15 protein-coding genes are annotated in these 16,820 nt (G+C 37.7%); 1 reads left to right on the top strand and 14 read right to left on the bottom strand.

From position 1 onward, the window contains the following. Positions 1-27: 27 nt before the first annotated feature. The gene (gene lgt / locus HWV59_RS22460) at positions 28-846 is read right to left on the bottom strand and encodes a prolipoprotein diacylglyceryl transferase (RefSeq protein WP_175640334.1); all 819 of its coding nucleotides are present in this window, start codon (positions 844-846) and stop codon (positions 28-30) included. Between the two features lie 188 nt (positions 847-1,034). Next, entirely contained in the window at positions 1,035-1,970 is a 936-nt protein-coding gene (gene hprK / locus HWV59_RS22455) for an HPr(Ser) kinase/phosphatase (protein WP_175640333.1), read from the bottom strand. A 403-nt stretch (positions 1,971-2,373) separates the two neighbouring features. Here hprK and HWV59_RS22450 point away from each other — a divergent pair, with 403 nt between their 5' ends. Further along, positions 2,374-3,048: an N-acetylmuramoyl-L-alanine amidase gene (locus tag HWV59_RS22450; protein WP_175640332.1), complete on the top strand. Its 675-nt coding sequence runs from the start codon at positions 2,374-2,376 to the stop codon at positions 3,046-3,048. 42 nt (positions 3,049-3,090) lie between these two features. Here the strand turns inward: HWV59_RS22450 and HWV59_RS22445 are convergent, their stop codons facing one another. The 12 genes from HWV59_RS22445 to HWV59_RS27185 all read right to left on the bottom strand — a co-directional run bounded on the left by HWV59_RS22445 (position 3,091) and on the right by HWV59_RS27185 (position 16,661). Then, positions 3,091-4,602: a metallophosphoesterase gene (locus tag HWV59_RS22445; RefSeq protein WP_175640331.1), complete on the bottom strand. Its 1,512-nt coding sequence runs from the start codon at positions 4,600-4,602 to the stop codon at positions 3,091-3,093. A 366-nt stretch (positions 4,603-4,968) separates the two neighbouring features. Further along, the gene (locus HWV59_RS22440; RefSeq protein WP_102232936.1) at positions 4,969-5,331 is read right to left on the bottom strand and encodes a phage holin family protein; all 363 of its coding nucleotides are present in this window, start codon (positions 5,329-5,331) and stop codon (positions 4,969-4,971) included. A 1-nt stretch (position 5,332) separates the two neighbouring features. Then, positions 5,333-5,530 (bottom strand): PspC domain-containing protein, encoded by a 198-nt coding sequence (locus HWV59_RS22435; RefSeq protein ID WP_102232935.1) that lies wholly within the window; start codon positions 5,528-5,530, stop codon positions 5,333-5,335. 17 nt (positions 5,531-5,547) lie between these two features. Then, positions 5,548-6,630, bottom strand: coding sequence for a DUF4097 family beta strand repeat-containing protein (locus HWV59_RS22430; RefSeq protein WP_102232934.1), 1,083 nt, complete (start codon positions 6,628-6,630; stop codon positions 5,548-5,550). A gap of 12 nt (positions 6,631-6,642) precedes the next feature. Further along, the gene (locus HWV59_RS22425) at positions 6,643-6,969 is read right to left on the bottom strand and encodes a DUF4870 domain-containing protein (RefSeq protein ID WP_175640330.1); all 327 of its coding nucleotides are present in this window, start codon (positions 6,967-6,969) and stop codon (positions 6,643-6,645) included. A 118-nt stretch (positions 6,970-7,087) separates the two neighbouring features. Beyond that, the gene (locus HWV59_RS22420; protein ID WP_175640329.1) at positions 7,088-8,650 is read right to left on the bottom strand and encodes a glycoside hydrolase family 32 protein; all 1,563 of its coding nucleotides are present in this window, start codon (positions 8,648-8,650) and stop codon (positions 7,088-7,090) included. 78 nt (positions 8,651-8,728) lie between these two features. Continuing rightward, positions 8,729-10,189 carry a glycoside hydrolase family 68 protein gene (locus HWV59_RS22415; protein WP_102232931.1) on the bottom strand — a complete coding sequence of 487 codons (1,461 nt, stop codon included), beginning with the start codon at positions 10,187-10,189 and terminating at the stop codon, positions 8,729-8,731. Positions 10,190-10,382: 193 nt separating this feature from the next. Then, a complete protein-coding gene (locus HWV59_RS22410) occupies positions 10,383-11,639 on the bottom strand; it encodes an ABC transporter substrate-binding protein (RefSeq protein ID WP_175640328.1) in 1,257 nt (418 codons plus the stop codon). Positions 11,640-11,648: 9 nt separating this feature from the next. Continuing rightward, on the bottom strand, positions 11,649-12,842 hold the full coding sequence (locus HWV59_RS22405; protein ID WP_175640327.1) for a response regulator transcription factor: 1,194 nt from the start codon (positions 12,840-12,842) through the stop codon (positions 11,649-11,651). A gap of 32 nt (positions 12,843-12,874) precedes the next feature. Continuing rightward, on the bottom strand, positions 12,875-14,680 hold the full coding sequence (locus HWV59_RS22400) for a cache domain-containing sensor histidine kinase (RefSeq protein WP_175640326.1): 1,806 nt from the start codon (positions 14,678-14,680) through the stop codon (positions 12,875-12,877). 291 nt (positions 14,681-14,971) lie between these two features. After that, positions 14,972-16,288 (bottom strand): methyl-accepting chemotaxis protein, encoded by a 1,317-nt coding sequence (locus HWV59_RS22395; RefSeq protein WP_235991873.1) that lies wholly within the window; start codon positions 16,286-16,288, stop codon positions 14,972-14,974. Continuing rightward, a complete protein-coding gene (locus tag HWV59_RS27185) occupies positions 16,281-16,661 on the bottom strand; it encodes a CHASE3 domain-containing protein (RefSeq protein WP_235991872.1) in 381 nt (126 codons plus the stop codon). Before HWV59_RS27185 ends, HWV59_RS22395 begins: the two co-directional genes overlap by 8 nt. Positions 16,662-16,820: the final 159 nt, after the last annotated feature.

Raw genomic sequence — 16,820 nt, 5'->3', positions numbered from 1 at the left:
TGGTGTAATAGTTAATCGGCCAGGGGTTTATTGACTAGCATCTAGATACCGTTCATTTGAATGGCCCTTCATTCTGCGGAAAATCATAACTCCTACAGCAATAAGGATTAAAACAATGGAAATAACCTGTGCAATACGTAGTGTATCTGTCAACATTAAGCTATCTGTTCTAAGTCCTTCGATAAAGAATCGACCGATTGAATACCAAATAACATAAGTCAGGAAAAGCTCTCCACGTCTAAAGTTTGCCCTGCGAAGCAGCATAAGACCAATAAATCCAACAAGACTCCATAATGATTCATATAAAAATGTCGGATGATAATATTGACCATTTATATACATTTGATTCACGATAAAATCCGGTAAATATAAACTTTCTAAAAACTCTCTTGTTACAGGTCCCCCATGTGCTTCCTGGTTCATAAAGTTACCCCAGCGACCAATTGCCTGACCTAGTATAATACTTGGTGCCGCAATATCGGCTAATTTCCAAAAGGAAATCTTTTTCACTCGGGCAAAAACGGCCCCTGTAATTACAGCAGCGATTAATCCTCCGTGTATGGCAAGTCCGCCTTGCCAAATTTTAATAATGTCACCCGGGTTTTGAGAATAATAGTCCCACTGAAAGATAACGTAATAAAGTCTTGCCCCTATAATGGCAAGTGGAATCGCGAATAATACAAGATCAACAAATGTGTCTTTATGCAATCCGCGTCTTTCACTTTCTCTTACTGCAATCAACAGTGCAAGTAATGCACCAAGACCAATAATGACACCATACCAGTGAATTTGCAGTGGTCCTAATTCAAGAGCGATTGGATCAAGCGGCTTAATACTCTCTTCCATTTCTTCATCTCCCTTTACGTATGATTGTTACTTTCTCTATTTCCTTCAACCAGGAGATGTTGTTTGGCACAATCATACTTATTTTACTTGTTTTATGTAATGATATCTACCTGATTCTTCCAAATTTAACAGGAGTGGAATCGGTCAATCTCCGACTCCACTATAATCTTTCAGCTTCATTAGGAGCATTATTCCTCTTCATGATCTCCTTCTTCAATCACACCTGCAAGTTTGTTTGTAAACTGCTCAGCCGCATTCACACCCATTCTTTTCAGACGATGGTTCATGGCTGCTACTTCAATAATAACGGATAAGTTTCGTCCAGGACGAACAGGAACAGTTAGCTTTGTAATATCTGTATCAATGATTCTCATTTTATCTTCTTCAAGTCCCAGGCGGTCATATTGTTTGTTTCGATCCCATATTTCAAGGTTAATGACAAGCGTGATGCGTTTGAAGCTCCGAACCGCTCCTGCACCAAACAATGTCATTACATTGATGATTCCAAGTCCTCTAATCTCCAACAAATGCTCAATTAACTCTGGGGCACTACCAATTAGAGTATCTGTGTCTTCCTGACGAATTTCTACACAATCATCTGCTACAAGGCGATGTCCACGTTTGACTAGTTCAAGAGCTGTTTCACTTTTCCCGACTCCACTTTTTCCTATAATTAAAACCCCGACTCCATAAATATCAACTAATACTCCATGAACTGCAGTTGTTGGCGCTAATTTCCCTTCAAGGAAATTTGTTAAATGACTCGACAAACGGGTTGTCTTCATCGGAGAACGTAACACAGGAACACCTTCACGTTCAGAGGCATCAATCAGCTCTTGAGGAGTTTCCATTTCTCTTGTCACTATAATCGCAGGTGTAATATCTGTACAAAGCTCGTCCATACGATGTTTCTTTTCTTGAGCAGTAAGTTGATGGAAAAACGATAGTTCGGTTTTCCCTAGTAATTGAACACGTTCTTTTGGGTAATATGTAAAAAAGCCGGCCATTTCAATTCCAGGACGAGATAAATCACTCGTTGTAATTGGACGATTGATTCCTTCTTCTCCACTTACAATTTCAAAATTAAATTTATCAACAAGATCTTTTGTACGAACTTTTGGCATGATGTTTCCTCCTTTTTGAACATGAAAAGCAAGTGATGCGTTCCTCAAACTTTTTTGCTTTATAATTAGTATTGTACCTGGTTGATTGAAGCTCCAGGTTGCTCGCTTTCCGTGGGGTGGGCGGTGAGCCTCCTCAGCGCTAGCGCTTGCGGGGTCTCACCTGTCCCACACTTCCCACTGGAGTCTCGCACCTTCCGCTTCAATCAACCAAAATCAGTATTTTTATAGAACTTTGTTGAAAAACAACAACTCATAAAAAAACTATAACTTCTGTTTCTATTCTAGCACTAGTGTCATACTTTCCAAAATAAAAATTAATCTATTCTGCTTGCTTAATTTGTCCGCTACTAATTTTTGAAAAAACCCTATATAACAATTGAAAAAATAACTAGGAGGAATGTTGATGAAAATTGCAATTGATGCAGGGCATGGATATGAAACACCTGGAAAGCGGACAGTGGATGGAATGAAGGAGTATGAGTTTAATCGTGCGGTGGCCAACGATATGAAGAAACTATTGTTGAATTATGAAGGTGTTACTGTTTTATTTACCCATTCTGACCAACGAGATGTCCCTTTACACGACAGAACGGCAAAGGCAAATCGAGAGAACGTTGATGTGTATATATCCATTCACGCAAACGCTCATGGTAACGGGAAAGAATGGACAAGTGCTGAAGGAATTGAAACCTATGTTTATAAGTCAAAACCAAGAGCGGCTAACGAGTTAGCCCAAATTATTCAACAAGAGCTCGTTAAACGTACAAACCGAAAAAACCGCGGCGTGAAGACAGCTAGTTTCCATGTCTTAAAAGAAACAGCCATGACAGCCATTCTTTGCGAATGTGGATTTATGACAAACAAAGAAGAGGCTGCATTACTTAGATCTTCCAGTTATCGTCTTACATGTGCTAGAGCAATTGTAAGAGGAATTGAACAGTATTATAAACTTACAAAAAGAACTGATTCTTCTTCTCTTTACAAAGTACAAGTTGGGGCCTTTGCGAACAAACAAAATGCAGAAGCACTTGCTAAAGAACTGAAATTAAAAGGATATGAAACGATTATTGTAAAATGAGTAATTAGGGCAGTCGCTTTCTATGACTGCCCTTTCTTTCATTCAAGGCATGCTCCCAGCTGCAACCTTTTGAGTTGAAACTTGTTTGTAAATATTCAATTCAAAGTATGTTGTTGAAATCATTTTATTTGTTTTTTCAACATTAATATCCATGGTAAATTGTTCTTTTTTTGGATGTTTGTCAGGGTTGTAATAATGATACTTATTTGTGTATGGCGAATAGGTTCTTACATCGATTGTGTTCGTTTCTTCGTCCACATGGAGCAAGCGTACAAAACCACTTCCACCTTCAGGACCTTTTTGATAATCTGCAAGAATTTGATAAACTTTCCGATCAACTGTACCATTGCCATCATCATCAAGCTCATCAACAGCAAGTCGACTGCTATGATAATGACCACAAAGCACTGCAACAACATTTGAATTTGGTTTGACGACTTTTTCATATATTTCATTACCCTTACGACTTCTGTCGCCATTCTTTTTCAAGTACTCATGAAATGAAAGAATGGCTGTTCGATCTGGATATCGTTCAAGAACCTCATTTAGCCACTCAATTTCTTTTTTTCCAATTCCCCAGCCCATATAAACGAAGATATAGTCTTTTCCATTAACTGAAATCAAATCATAATGACCCCGGTTTTGTTCGAAAGATCCACCATAATAGGACTTTTTCTTAAATCTTTGTTCACCAAAGTGTGCTTGATAATGCTGAAAGTCATGGCCTTCATCATGATTACCAGGCAAAACACCATAAGGAATTCTTGCGACATCCAACGTGTTCATATAAGCACTTGCTCTTTTCCATTGACGATCATCATTCCCTCTATTCACAATATCTCCTGTATGGAAAACATATTTTATATTCATCACATCTCTATTCTCAGCGATCCATTCCGTAATCGATTTAAAAACGGCCGGATAATCCTGCGAATAATACTGTGTATCTGACATCCACACAAACGAATAATCATAGCTTTTTGATTTCTGTGAAAGTTGATCTTGTACAATTACACTTACCTTTCGATTTTGCACAAAATCTTCCACATTTACTGTCCCTTTTAACTCAATGGAAGTATCACCGGCTACCACACCTTCAATTTCCACCCATTTTCCCTCTAAAACATTCCACCCATACATCGTAACTTGCCTTCCTGGTAATGATTTTCCTTTCCAATAAAGGGTGATTTTATCGGACGGTTTTACATTTCGATGTACTTTTACATCAAATCGATGATAAGGAAATTCAACTTGTGAATGTGTTTCATTTTCAGCTGTATACATACTTCTTAAGGACTGATATTTTTCTTTGGAAAATTCACGCTCTCCGATCGGAGAATAAGAACGGGGAGGTTCTGTTTTCGTAGCATTTTCACTTACCATCATGTCACCTCTATCTGTTGAGGTGTATTGATGTGCATGAAAATAATTTTGTGGAGCACTAGCTTGCACAGGTATTGACGGAATACCACTATCACTAGTCTGTACAATCGCAGGTAAAAGAAAGGTTAAACAAGTGATCATTAATAGTTTGTTAAGCCGTTGTTTATACATGCTACTCACCCAAGCTTAGTATGTGCAGGTATTATGTTTTTTACTAGTTTAAATAAGATTGTTTTTCTAAAAGTTCGGATTAGCAATGTATATGAAATTTACAATAGAAGTTGTTGTCATTAGGGTTCTATAACAAAAACTAATTTGGTTGATTTCAGCGGAAGGTGCGAGACTCCTGTGGGAGTAGCGTGACAGGTGAGATCCCACAGGCGCCTGCGCCGAGGAAGCTCACCGCACGCCCCACGGAAAGCGAGCAACCTGGAGCTGAAATCAACCTTACACAACACTTAGTACATAGAAAAAAATTCACGAAATAGAGCCTACAAAAAAAAGCGAAATGACGCTCCGCTCTTTTTAAACAAACGTTTATTTATCTTTCTGCATCGGTTCAACAATCCCTTTTTGAATCATTAAATGTAAGATTGAAATAAAGATAGCAGCAAGTAACGCCGCACCAAAGCCATCGATATTAAATGCATCACCCATCAAGCCTTCTGTAATCATAAGTGTGACAGCATTGATGACAAAAAGAAATAAACCTAAAGTTAGAACGGTTACTGGTAAAGTTAAGAGAATAAGAAACGGCTTGACCAGCACATTGAGGATCGACAAAATGAAACTCGCTCCTATAGCTGCCCAAAAACTACTTAACTGAAAAGAATCAAAAAATCCGGCAACAACAATTAAAATGAGAGCATTCACGAGAATGCTCACAATCCACCTTATCATCTTACAGGGTATCCGTTTCTTCCGGTATGATGAAAATGGAAATCAAATAGATAATACCCATTGGAAAGAAGCCTGTAAAAATTAAAGCAACAACAAATAGAATACGTAATAAAGATGCATCCATTCCTATATAGTCTGATAAACCGCCTAAAACTCCAGTTAATTTCTTATTTTGTCGAGATCTTGTTAGTTTCTTCATGCGCCATCATCCTTCATTTATTTAATCTCAATTGACCCAGTTTTCGAGTCGGCAAAAAGAGACATTTTAGCCTGCTGAGCTGTGCGAAACTTAAGCTCTTTCTGAATCGTTTCATTTTTCTCGTAAGATACTTCAACATCTTTAAGCTGCGCAGATAAAGATCCTAAATTTGACTTTAACTCTCCAACGATTGTACTTTCTTCTGGAACTGTAATGTCAATATTTCCAGTGGCAGTTTTTGCGTATAAAGTTTCACATCGATCATCGCTAAGCTTAAGTTGTACATTTCCATTAAAGCTTTGCGCATCCAATTTACCAGTGGAGCCGTTAAATTGAACATGACCGCTAATTGTCTCCATTTCAAGCGAATCAAACTGTACATCTGATAGTTTAATTTGCCCATTTGCTGTTTCAAATTCCCCTTTCGCACCATGAAGTGACGAAAATGAAACAACACCGTTTGCTGTCTTTGCCTTTATTTCTTCTACTTTTAAATCTTCCCCTCTAATCGGTCCATTAAACAATTTCACTTTAACTTGTTCATATGCTTGCTCTGGTAGTTTAATCATCAAGTTTATTTTCATCGTCTTTTTCTCAGTAAAGAAGATAAAACGATTTCCTTCTATTTGACAATCCACCCCGGCTAAAAAGGTTTCTCTTGCTTGCTCTGTATTTTCAACACGGTACACCTTGATATCACACTCAACACGAGTATCTTTTTCAGACCAAGGTTCAAAGGTAACACTACCATTTGAAAGCTGAATATCAATATCTTGAAAAGATTCTCCTTGAAATTGAAAAATATGCTGGAGACCAATTGATTTTCCAAAATTCAAGTCCAAATCCATATCCTTTACCTTTTTAACTGCTGAATCAACCCAATCCATTAATTTGTTCCCTATTGATTGCTTATGATCTGCAGATTCGTGGTCGTTATTAGTTGACTGCTTATTTCCCAACACCTCAGTAGACAAAGCGGTCATTTTTTCTTCTTTTAGTGTTTCCTCTTTTTCTAAGGCTTCAATAAGGGATAACGCTTCTTCCGCAGAAAGTTTGCCTTCTTCTACTAATCTTAAAATTCGTTTTCTTTGCTCTTTCATCTAAACTCCTCCTTAAGATTCTTTTGTAAAAATTTTGATTCCTTTTACAATGTTCCAGATGAATACAATGATATTGATTAATCCGACTAACACAAAACCAATAATCATGCTAAAAAAAACGGTATCTTCAGAAGAACTAGTACCTGCTGCAACGAAAATTGTGATGAATAATCCTATGATAGATAAGAACGGAATAATGTGTGAAACGAGTGCTTTTTTTGCATGTTGTTTCACTTCGCGGTGATCGACAACGAAATAAATAATGATAGGTAACAAAAATGGGGCAATAAACACACTAAAATAATTTAATGAAGCAAGGAATTTATTCGTATTATCCATTTCCTTCACTCTCCTTATCTTTAGTACGTATGAAAGAGGAAGAGGTTTCAGTATTGTTTTATGATTTTTTTATTTAATGGTAAGGGAGTTAGACCAAATCATCAAGAGATTTGGTCTGCTAGTTGTTGGCTGACTTCAGATATGTGAGCTTAAGGTTGGAAAAAACGGCTTCTCCACCTTCTGAAAAGAGTGAGATTCCTTGATCCTTTTCTTCTGGAAAAATAACTTGTGTGTGCACATTTTCCCCATCGTCAATAAAAACCTCAATGCTGGTTGTGTCAACGAGGATCTTCAGATGAACTTCCTTCTTGTTTTTGTTAAATGGTGATGTACTTTCTACTAATTGCTGATTTTCATCAGGATGGCCTGTATTGGAGCGATTCACATAAAAATAAGGCTGCTCCGGGTTATAGAAAATCCCGACATCAACATGTTTCTTCTTATCAGCCGATTCACGTAGTCTCAAGCCGACGTTTTTGAGCTTTTTCCATGAGACATGAGCTTCTAGTTGATAGACATCTCCTTTTAATGGGAGAGTTTTAGATCCATTTACGTTTATGTTCTTGATTGATTCTGTTGTTGTTTCCAACTTGTTCAGGGCTTCAATTGGTTGTGAGGCCAGGTAATAGTGATTGTCATCTTCATGTTTTAATTCTATTTGACGGACAATTGAATCCATCCCATTAAAATCTTCCTGTAATGTTGGAGTGTTATTGGCATATGCCCAATTATTCATCCAGGCGAAGGCATAGCGTCTTGTTAGGTTATCTTTTTCTGCTCCATCTTCAAATGTCACTCCACCATACCAATCAAACCCGTAATCAAGCCATTTGGGATCGTTCTGTTCAGCAATAAATTCTTTCCCATTGAAATCACCAATCCAGTAAGCATACGTATTTGGCTGATTTGTAGAAAGTCCGTTTGCACTCACACCAAGCACCCATTTTAAAGCCCCATCATCCGCTTGCAAAAGATAGAGATCTGGACATTCTACAATCCCCATTCCCTCGGTCGTAAAACCACTTGTATACTCCCAGTTTATCAGGTTATTTGATTCGTAGAATCCTATTTTAGTTCCTTCTGCCATGACCATTTTCCACTTTTCATCACGCTCATCCCACATCACCTTTGGATCCCGGAAGTCATGTGTTCCCGGATTTTCCATTATCGGTTTATCTCCATAAGGAGTGAATGTTTGTCCTTTGTCGGTGCTGTACCATAAAAATTGTTCCTGCTTCCCTCCATCTGCTGAAGGCTGTGTCACGATTGCAACAAAAGCACCTTTTCCAAATCCTGCTGTATTCTCCCAATCTATGACGACTGAGCCTGACCAGGGATCTCCATTTTCAGTCGTATATTTTGGAATGGCTACACCTTCATCCTGCCAATGAACAAGATCTTCAGAAGTTGCATGCCGCCATTCTGTACCATTTCCATGAGGGTAATCACGGTTATAAAGATAGTAATAATGATATTTCCCATTCACATAAAGGGGTCTTTGAGGATCGTTTTTCCATTTATCAGGTACGGTAAAATGGTAGTGAGCTCGAATGGAGGACGTTTCTGTATCTTCTTTAATGTTTTGAGCTGGTGTTTCTTTTTTTAAATTCATTACAAACACAAGTACACTTACAATCAAAATGCAAATAAGGAGAAAGGCTATATTTTTATGTTTTTTCATTTTTATCACCACTGTTTGTTTCAGTATATAGAAAAAAGAAAATGCCATTTGTAGAACGGCATTTTCTTTTCAACTAAATTATTTAATCGTAATTTGACCTTGTTCAAGAATTCCATTTTTCACAACAGATGTTTTATCACCTTTAATGTTTAACAGGAAGCTTGGTGCAAAGGTAGATTGATGGTCTTCAAAATATCCTCTGTTTGTCATATAGCTTGTTACGACTGTATTATCGCTTCCCTCTTGTGGAATCGCGAAATGCGCATAAGTCCATGTCACATCATATGGATCCAAGTCTTGATGTAACACAAGTCCTGTTTTGTTTAACGGTTTGTATGGACCTGTTAATGAGTTTGACACATAACCTAATAGATAAATATCTTCATCATCAATGCCATCAATCGTCATTTTAGATCCTCGTGAGCTTGTAAATAGATACCATTTTCCATCCTTTTTAAAGATGTTTGGACGCTCAATTTCATCTGTTACTGTGTTTGATGCAATTAGTGGCTTCATGACTTTCTTTAATGAGTAATCATCATTAATTTCAATAATCCCAAGTGCACCGTTTGAAATTTCTGCTAAATCTTTTTTAGGGCTATTTAATAGATTGCTTTTTTCATTTTGGAAAAATGCTTCACTGTTACCATAATAAGCTTTATTAAATAATGAGTTCTCACCTTGGTAACCTGTTTCTGTTCCAGTGTTCGCTTCAAAGACAAGGTATTTGCGACCATTTTCTTCAATATAGTGGGGATCTCTTAATGTATGATTATCTGAATAATCTCCACCGCCAAATGCTTGTTGAACCGTTTGATAGTTTTTTCCGTCTCCATCAAAGATCGATTTGTGGTCTTCAATTCCATCTACTTTCAATGTGTTTTCACTTGGCTCAGATACATTGATTTGTGCAGTTGTTAATGTTTGCTTACCGAAGAATCCATGTGCCGGATCCCATCCATGACGGTTTGTATAAAATAAGCGAACTTCTCCGTCAGATGTTAATGTTGCAGAACCAGACCATTCTTCTGCTTGGTCTCTTAAATTTTGCTCATCTGATTTGAACTTGTCGGAATCTTTAAAGACTCTTCCTGCATTTTTCCAGCTATCAATTGAATTGTCGCCTACTTTTTTATAGAACATGTAAATGAATGTGTCCCAGCCTCTGTCAGGATCACCTGCTAAACCAAAAACAATTTGGTAGCCGTTGTATGTTGCAACTGTCCCATCGGCATTTTGTAATGGCCAAGTGTCCCATACGTCTAAATTAATTAAGTTTCCTAGCTCATCATATCCTTTTGCAGAAGAGATGTTTTTAATTTTTGATTCATCAAACTCAGGAACAGTGTATTTTGAATCTCCTTGCTGTTCAATAAGTTTATGCATATCAGAACGTGTGATATGGGAAATTCCATAGTCCTCTTTGTGATCACGGGAGTCTTTTTCTTTCGCAAACGTTAGTGACTCACCGCCCCCTAATAAAATAGCTGTACTAAGTGTTACGACTGTTGCTTGTTTGGCAAAACTCTTAAAGTTCATCGCTTGTCCTCCTAGCAAGTTTTTGTTTACAACTAAAATTATAGGGTAGTATTGGTATCCGCGGATATGTCACAAATTGATCGGAATTTCGTCTTAAATTGATATGATATAGGGACAAAGGCGCTGGGGCTGGATGGGACAAAGGGACAGGTACGCTGTCCCTGAATGGGACAAGGTACCTGTCCCCCTGTCCCTACCAGGATTGTTGAAGTTCTTGTAGTAGTTGGTCGCGGTTTAGTTGGTTGTCGATGTATAGCTGCATGGAGGTGCCGAATTCTTCTCTTATGCCGACTGGGAAGTGAAACCAGTTGGAGGGTAGGGTTTTTCCTTGTTTGTAGTAAGTTAAGGTGTCGTGTGCAAGTGGGCCTAGATGATTTGTTTCAATGTTCTTAAACGCCGGGATGAATTTAAATTGTTCGGTCATATATGATTTTCCTTGTGTTGATGAGACCATCCAATTTAGGAATTTCTTTGCTTCTATTTTCTTTTCAGATGATGATTGTTTATTGATGACCCAATAATTCGAGACGCTGACGACAAGAGCATCGTTTTTTGGTTCATCATTGATTGGGATTGGCAAAAATCCAATATTCATATTCGGAGAAGCTTGGTCAATCATCGGTTGAACCCAGTTGCCTTGAAGGAGAATGGCTGCTTCACCTTTTGTAAACATGTTTAATTCCATCGAATAGTCAGTAGTTAATGGGTGTTTATTTCCGTATTTTACGGTTAGATCAAGCAAGTCAATCAGCTCTTTGAATGCCTGATTTGTCGTGATTTTTTCACTTCCTGAATGAAGATTTTTTATAAATTCATCAGGATCATCTTGCTGAGCAAAGGCTATATTTAATAGAAAAACTCCAAGTTTCCATTCTTCATAATATCCATTCGTAAAAGGAGTAATGCCCGCCTTTTGTAATTGTTCTGCGGCTTTTTCTAATTCTGTTCGTGTTTTTGGAGGTGTTTGAATTCCCGCTTTTTCAAATAAATCTTTATTGTAGATAAAGCCGTATCCTTCCATATTGACAGGCATTCCATATAACTTTCCATCGAACGTCATAGGGATTAGTGTTTCATTGTAAGCTTGTTTTACCCACGGCTGATCTGATAGGTCTTCTAAAAGGTTCTTCCATAGCTTACCTTGCTCATATCCATTATTCGTGAAAATATCCGGACCTTCTCCTGCTGCAATCTGTGCTTTTAGATCCGCAAGGTCATCTGTTGCACCCCCAACCGTTTCAATTTGGATGTCAACGTTTGGATTTTCTTTTTCATAGGCCTTCGCCATTTGTTCAAACTGTGTTGAAATTTCCACTTTTGGATTTCGAACATGCAGTGTCAATTTGGGCTCAGCTGCTCTCATTTCCTTAAGATTCGTCGCTTCCTGACATGCTGAAAGGGTTAGACTTAGACCCCCAATTAAAAATAAACCTGCGATCCTTTTTTTCATTCTTTCACCTCAGTATGTTTCACATTCCCTACTGGTCAATGCTTGTTTTTCTTTTGCATTTCGATACTCAAAAGGTGTCATACCAACCACTTTTTTAAATAGCTTTGAAAAGTATTTTTCATCCTGATAGCCTAGCATTAATGAAATAGAGAGGATACTCTCATCTGTTTCCGTAAGCCACGTTTTCGCTTGATTAATTCTGAGATTTATTACATATTTGGACAGTGGCAATCCTGTTTGTTGTTTAAACTTTCTTGAAATATGCTCCCGACTTAAGAAGAAGCGGTTTGCCAGTTTTTCCAAGCTTAGTTCTTCCATATAATACGTCTCAACATAAGCAACGATATCCTGCATTCGACGGGCATCATCCAAGTCATTTACACGATGAATTGAACGGTAGGTTTGGCCTTCTAATCCCTTTTGTAAATCCTGAAACGATCTTGGAATCTCTTTTAAAAAGCTTATCGGCTTGCCGCTTACAAGTCTGACCGGAATATCAAAATGCTGACTAATCCATTCTTCAATCAGGATCCAGTACGATTCTATTGAAATCACCAAACAAAGATTGATATCGTTCTGAAGAGCAAAGGCATTTCCCCATTCTTGTTTCATAAGCTCAGCAGCTAGTTGCTGTACATAAGGTTCAGCATGATGCATTTGATAAAAAGAAATAAGTGTTAATTCGTATTGATTTGCATTTGGAAGAAATGAAGCTATTTCCAGCTCATCAACATGTTCTCCTATGCAGGCTTGTGTCACGACCTGGTTCATGCGATACCTTTGAACACTTTCCATCTCTTCATTTACTTTGTTGTTTCGTTCTTTCTCTTCCTTTTTCCAAGCTTCAACTGCAGCAGCCAATGCTTTATTGAATGGCTCTGCTTCAATAGGCTTTAATAAATAATCAAAGCTGTTATACTGAATCGCTTTTCGCATGAAGGAATAGTCGTCATAGCCTGTGATGAAAATCACTTTTCCTGTATAAGAGTTGGTATGCAGCCATTCAATCAGCTCCATCCCGCTCATTCCGGGCATTTTTATATCCGTGAAAATGATCTCTGGACTTTCCTTTTCTATAATTCTTTTGGCTTCTTGTCCATTAGCCGCTTCAAAAAGAGTCGTAATTCCATATTTCGCCCATTCACCTAATTGCTTCATCACAAAACGGACATTGATTTCATCATCGATCATGAGAGCCTTCACCTTATCCCATCCTCCTTTGATGTAGAAAAAAATCAATAGATGTTAGATTTATCTAAAAAGATCGTCTGTTCATCCTTTGGCAGGTCAGTCTCGAGCGGGATAATAAGATCCACACAAAAAACTTTGCCTTCCTTCGTATCGAGCTTCAAGCCTGCATTCTCTCCATAGTTTAAAACTAAACGATCATGGATATTTTTCAGACCGATATGATCATTTGAAATCGTTCCCTCATAAGAAGAGGAATAGATCTGTTCTCTTAACGAGTTCAATTTTGAAGAAGTAACACTTGACGTATCATTTTCCACGGTAAGGATGATGTTCTTACCTGTTCTTTTTCCATAAATGCTTAAACTGGCATCATAGAAGCCTTCTTCATAACAGTGCTTAAAAAAGTTCTCGACTAGCGGCTGTACGATCATACTCGGAATCTTCATAGTTAGCAGTTCTTTGTTTAACTGTATAGAAACATTAAGTTCATGTCCGAAACGCTCTCTTTGGAGAGAAAGATAACGTTCAATATATTCAACCTCTTCATGTAGGAATACCCATTGATCAGCTCTGATCGAGTACCTCATCATATTAGATAAAGTTGTTACTAATTTATAGACATTTGGAGCATCAGACCTTAATGCCACAGCCCCGATTGATTGTAGTGCATTAAATAAGAAATGCGGGTTTACCTGGGCTTTCAGTGCTCTAAATTGATTTTTTCTATTTTCAATTTCCAATTTATATTCCCGGTCAATATGAAGGTTTATTCGATCCATCATTTCCTTCATATGATTGTCTAAATGGCCGATTTCGTCTTTTCTATCACTGCCAAACGGCACCTGCCTATTTCCGCCCTCAATGGACCGAACTTTTTGGCTAAGTGTCTTTATCGGACGGGTAATTCTGTAGGAAACATATCCAATCATCAAAAGTCCCATTAATCCAACTCCGATACCAACTAAGATATTGATGATTGCTGTTTGTCTCGCCTCCTGAAATAAATAGTGACTAGGTGTGATTTTCACCAATTCCCATTTATCGAGTGGTCCGGATAATGATTTTGATAAGATAATCTCTCCATTTGAATTTTTGTTCTTTTCATTCAGTTGCTCCAATAACTCATCAGGTGCAGTTTTTCCAATTAACGAAGCATCTGTTGCATACATGACACGATCATTAGCATCAATAAGCAGCACTGATTCTTCATTCTCCTCAATCAGGCTGTTACACAACCTGGCATATACATCAAGATCAAGATCAATAGAAATGAAGCCAAGAACTTCATTTGATAAAATATCAACTATTTTATGGTGAATCGTCAATACAACCGTTTTGTCAGAATCCGGTACAATCGCCGCATCATTATAATTTTCAATCTGATGCGGCGGTTCAATCAGATCAGATCTGTTCGAATTGTATAGTTTTTTAATAGAATCTTCATTCAATACGTCCGGCTTTTGCTTTGGAACACTCACTTTTGCATGATAAGCCGTAATCGACTCTTTCTTTTTATCAAGATAAAAACGAACTTGACGGATTTCATTTCTCATCAAGTAAAACGTTTCAACACTGTTTTCCTTAGATTGTGGAGGAAGGTCTTCTGACTCGTCTGTGAAAATAGTAAAAAAATCAGGATTTCGGTAAATAAGGTAAGGCAGGTTGACCATTTCATCAAAGTATTGCTCCAGTTCCTCCGAAAGTTTATCCATCTGATTATGACTAGCCTTAAGTGCTTGCTGCTCCACTCTATTTTTTGTATATCCATAAATGACAAAAACAGATAAAAAATACGGGATGATAATAAAAATAAGAAGCATAAGGAATAAACGACTTCTGATGCTCTTCATTCATATGCTCCTTTCCATAAAAGCCATATCTCTTATTACCATATCTAATTCTATTTTTTAGGTTTCGTCAACTTGGATAAATGTGTCAAACTATCACACAAAAATAAGCTAATTCCTATTCTGATAGAGTTTGTGAACGGTTACTAAACTAGATGACACACTTTCTATTTGGAAAGAAATGAATCTTATGTACTAGACGGGAAGTTAGTATGATGAAAAATAAGTAGTTGGGTCGATTCTATAATCAAAAAAAGAAAACCCGTCAGCTATGACGAGTTTTCCGGTTATCTATTAAATCTTAAAACGACCAACTACATTTTTTAACTCTTCAGCCATATGGGCAAGAGCCTGAGCGGATGAATCTATTTCCTGCATTGATGCTAGTTGCTCTTCAGTTGATGCAGCTACTTCTTCAGAACTGGCGGCATTCTCTTGAGCCAAGCGGGAAACCTCCATTGCCGAATTTGCAATTTCATCAATACTTGCTGATATTTGCTGTACCGTTGCTGTTACTTGTTCAATCTGCGGGGTAATATTTATTGTACTTGTCAAAATTTGAGCAAACTTTTCAGAGGTTCTTTCTGATACTTTTACACCTTCATTCGCATTATGAACAACTTCATTCATTATATTTACTGATTCTTCGGTATCTTTTTGAATGAATGTAATTAATTCTGCAATATTCTTTGTTGATTGCTGAGACTGCTCTGCCAGCTTTCTAACTTCATCCGCAACGACAGCAAAGCCTTTTCCATGTTCACCAGCTCTTGCAGCTTCAATTGCAGCATTTAACGCCAGTAAATTTGTTTGATTCGCAATGTCACTAATCACATCTAGTATGGAACCTATTTCCGTTGATCGCTGTGATAGTAATTGGACAACTTCATTTGAGCGTCCAACGGATTCACGAATAAACCTCATTTGGGCTAGGCTGTTTTTCACGTATTGCCCGCCTTCTTCTGCTTCCTTTGTTGTTTCTCTTGAAAGCTCAGAAACAGTTGAGGAGCTTTCAGAAATATGATGAATTCCCAGTAAAACTTCATGTAATGAGCTTGAATTAAGTTCCAGCTTTGTCGTTGTTTCCTCTGCACTACTTGCGATTTCTTGGATCGCAGAAGAAACGGTTTCTGTTGCTATGCTCGATTGCTCTGCACTTGCATTTAATTGCTCTGCTGATGCTGCAACCTGATCTGAATGATCAGCTATCGAGCGAATCATTTCCCTCAAGTTATCCGTCATGGCATTAAATGATTCGTTAAGATCATGGATTTCATCTTTATTCTTCATGGTTATCTTCTCTACTTGGAGATTTCCTGAAGCCACCTGCTTCGCTGCGTTACCCAACCGTACGATAGGTCTCGAAATAAAAATCGAGATTACTACTCCACACGCAATGGCAAAAACAGCAGCAACACTGCTTAGAACAATCAGAGTTAATTGTGCCCGATCAGACTCGTCCTTGGTTTCTTTCACTCTTTCTTCTAAAACATCTTCCCTTAACCAGTTATTCATAGAAAGAGCTTCCTCTATTAAACTCGTACTAATTGGGACAATCAGGTTTAAACCATCTTCAATTGCTTTTGCTTCGTCAATTGATTTTTCATCCATCACCCGATTTGCTGTTTCCTTGAACTGATTGTTTAAGTCCTATGGTCTGAAGACGATCCTTTGTTTCTTGTAAGGTTGAAAGCTTTAGTCCTTTGGATATACTTTCATTTAATTGAGTATTTGCTTCATTCATCTTTTCTCTAAAATTCTCGTCATCGTACAGCATATATGCACGATAATACCCCGACTGTAAGGCTGTATCTGTTTGAATTGCTTGAGAAATGGCTCTTAACTCTGCCACCGTTTCGATCACATATTCATATGATTCATTTGTTTGTTTCATACTTTGATAAGAAAACAGGGAAGCTGCTCCAAAAATAATGGAGACAACCAAAAAACTCCCAATTAATTTTCGCTTGATTGATAAATTCATGATGCCCTAAATCCTTTCTTCTTGTTATTCTGAATGACCTTTTTAGTGAAGCTTATTTACATACACAGTAAAAAAACACCTCTAATCCAAGGAACTATACTTCAGCCTGGAATCATACGCGCCTTTAGCAAGTGGCAGAATCGCTACCCTTGGACCAAA

It is taken from the genome of Metabacillus schmidteae (genome assembly GCF_903166545.1).
Lineage (GTDB): Bacteria > Bacillota > Bacilli > Bacillales > Bacillaceae > Metabacillus > Metabacillus schmidteae.
This window is presented reverse-complemented; position numbering and strand designations above follow the sequence as displayed.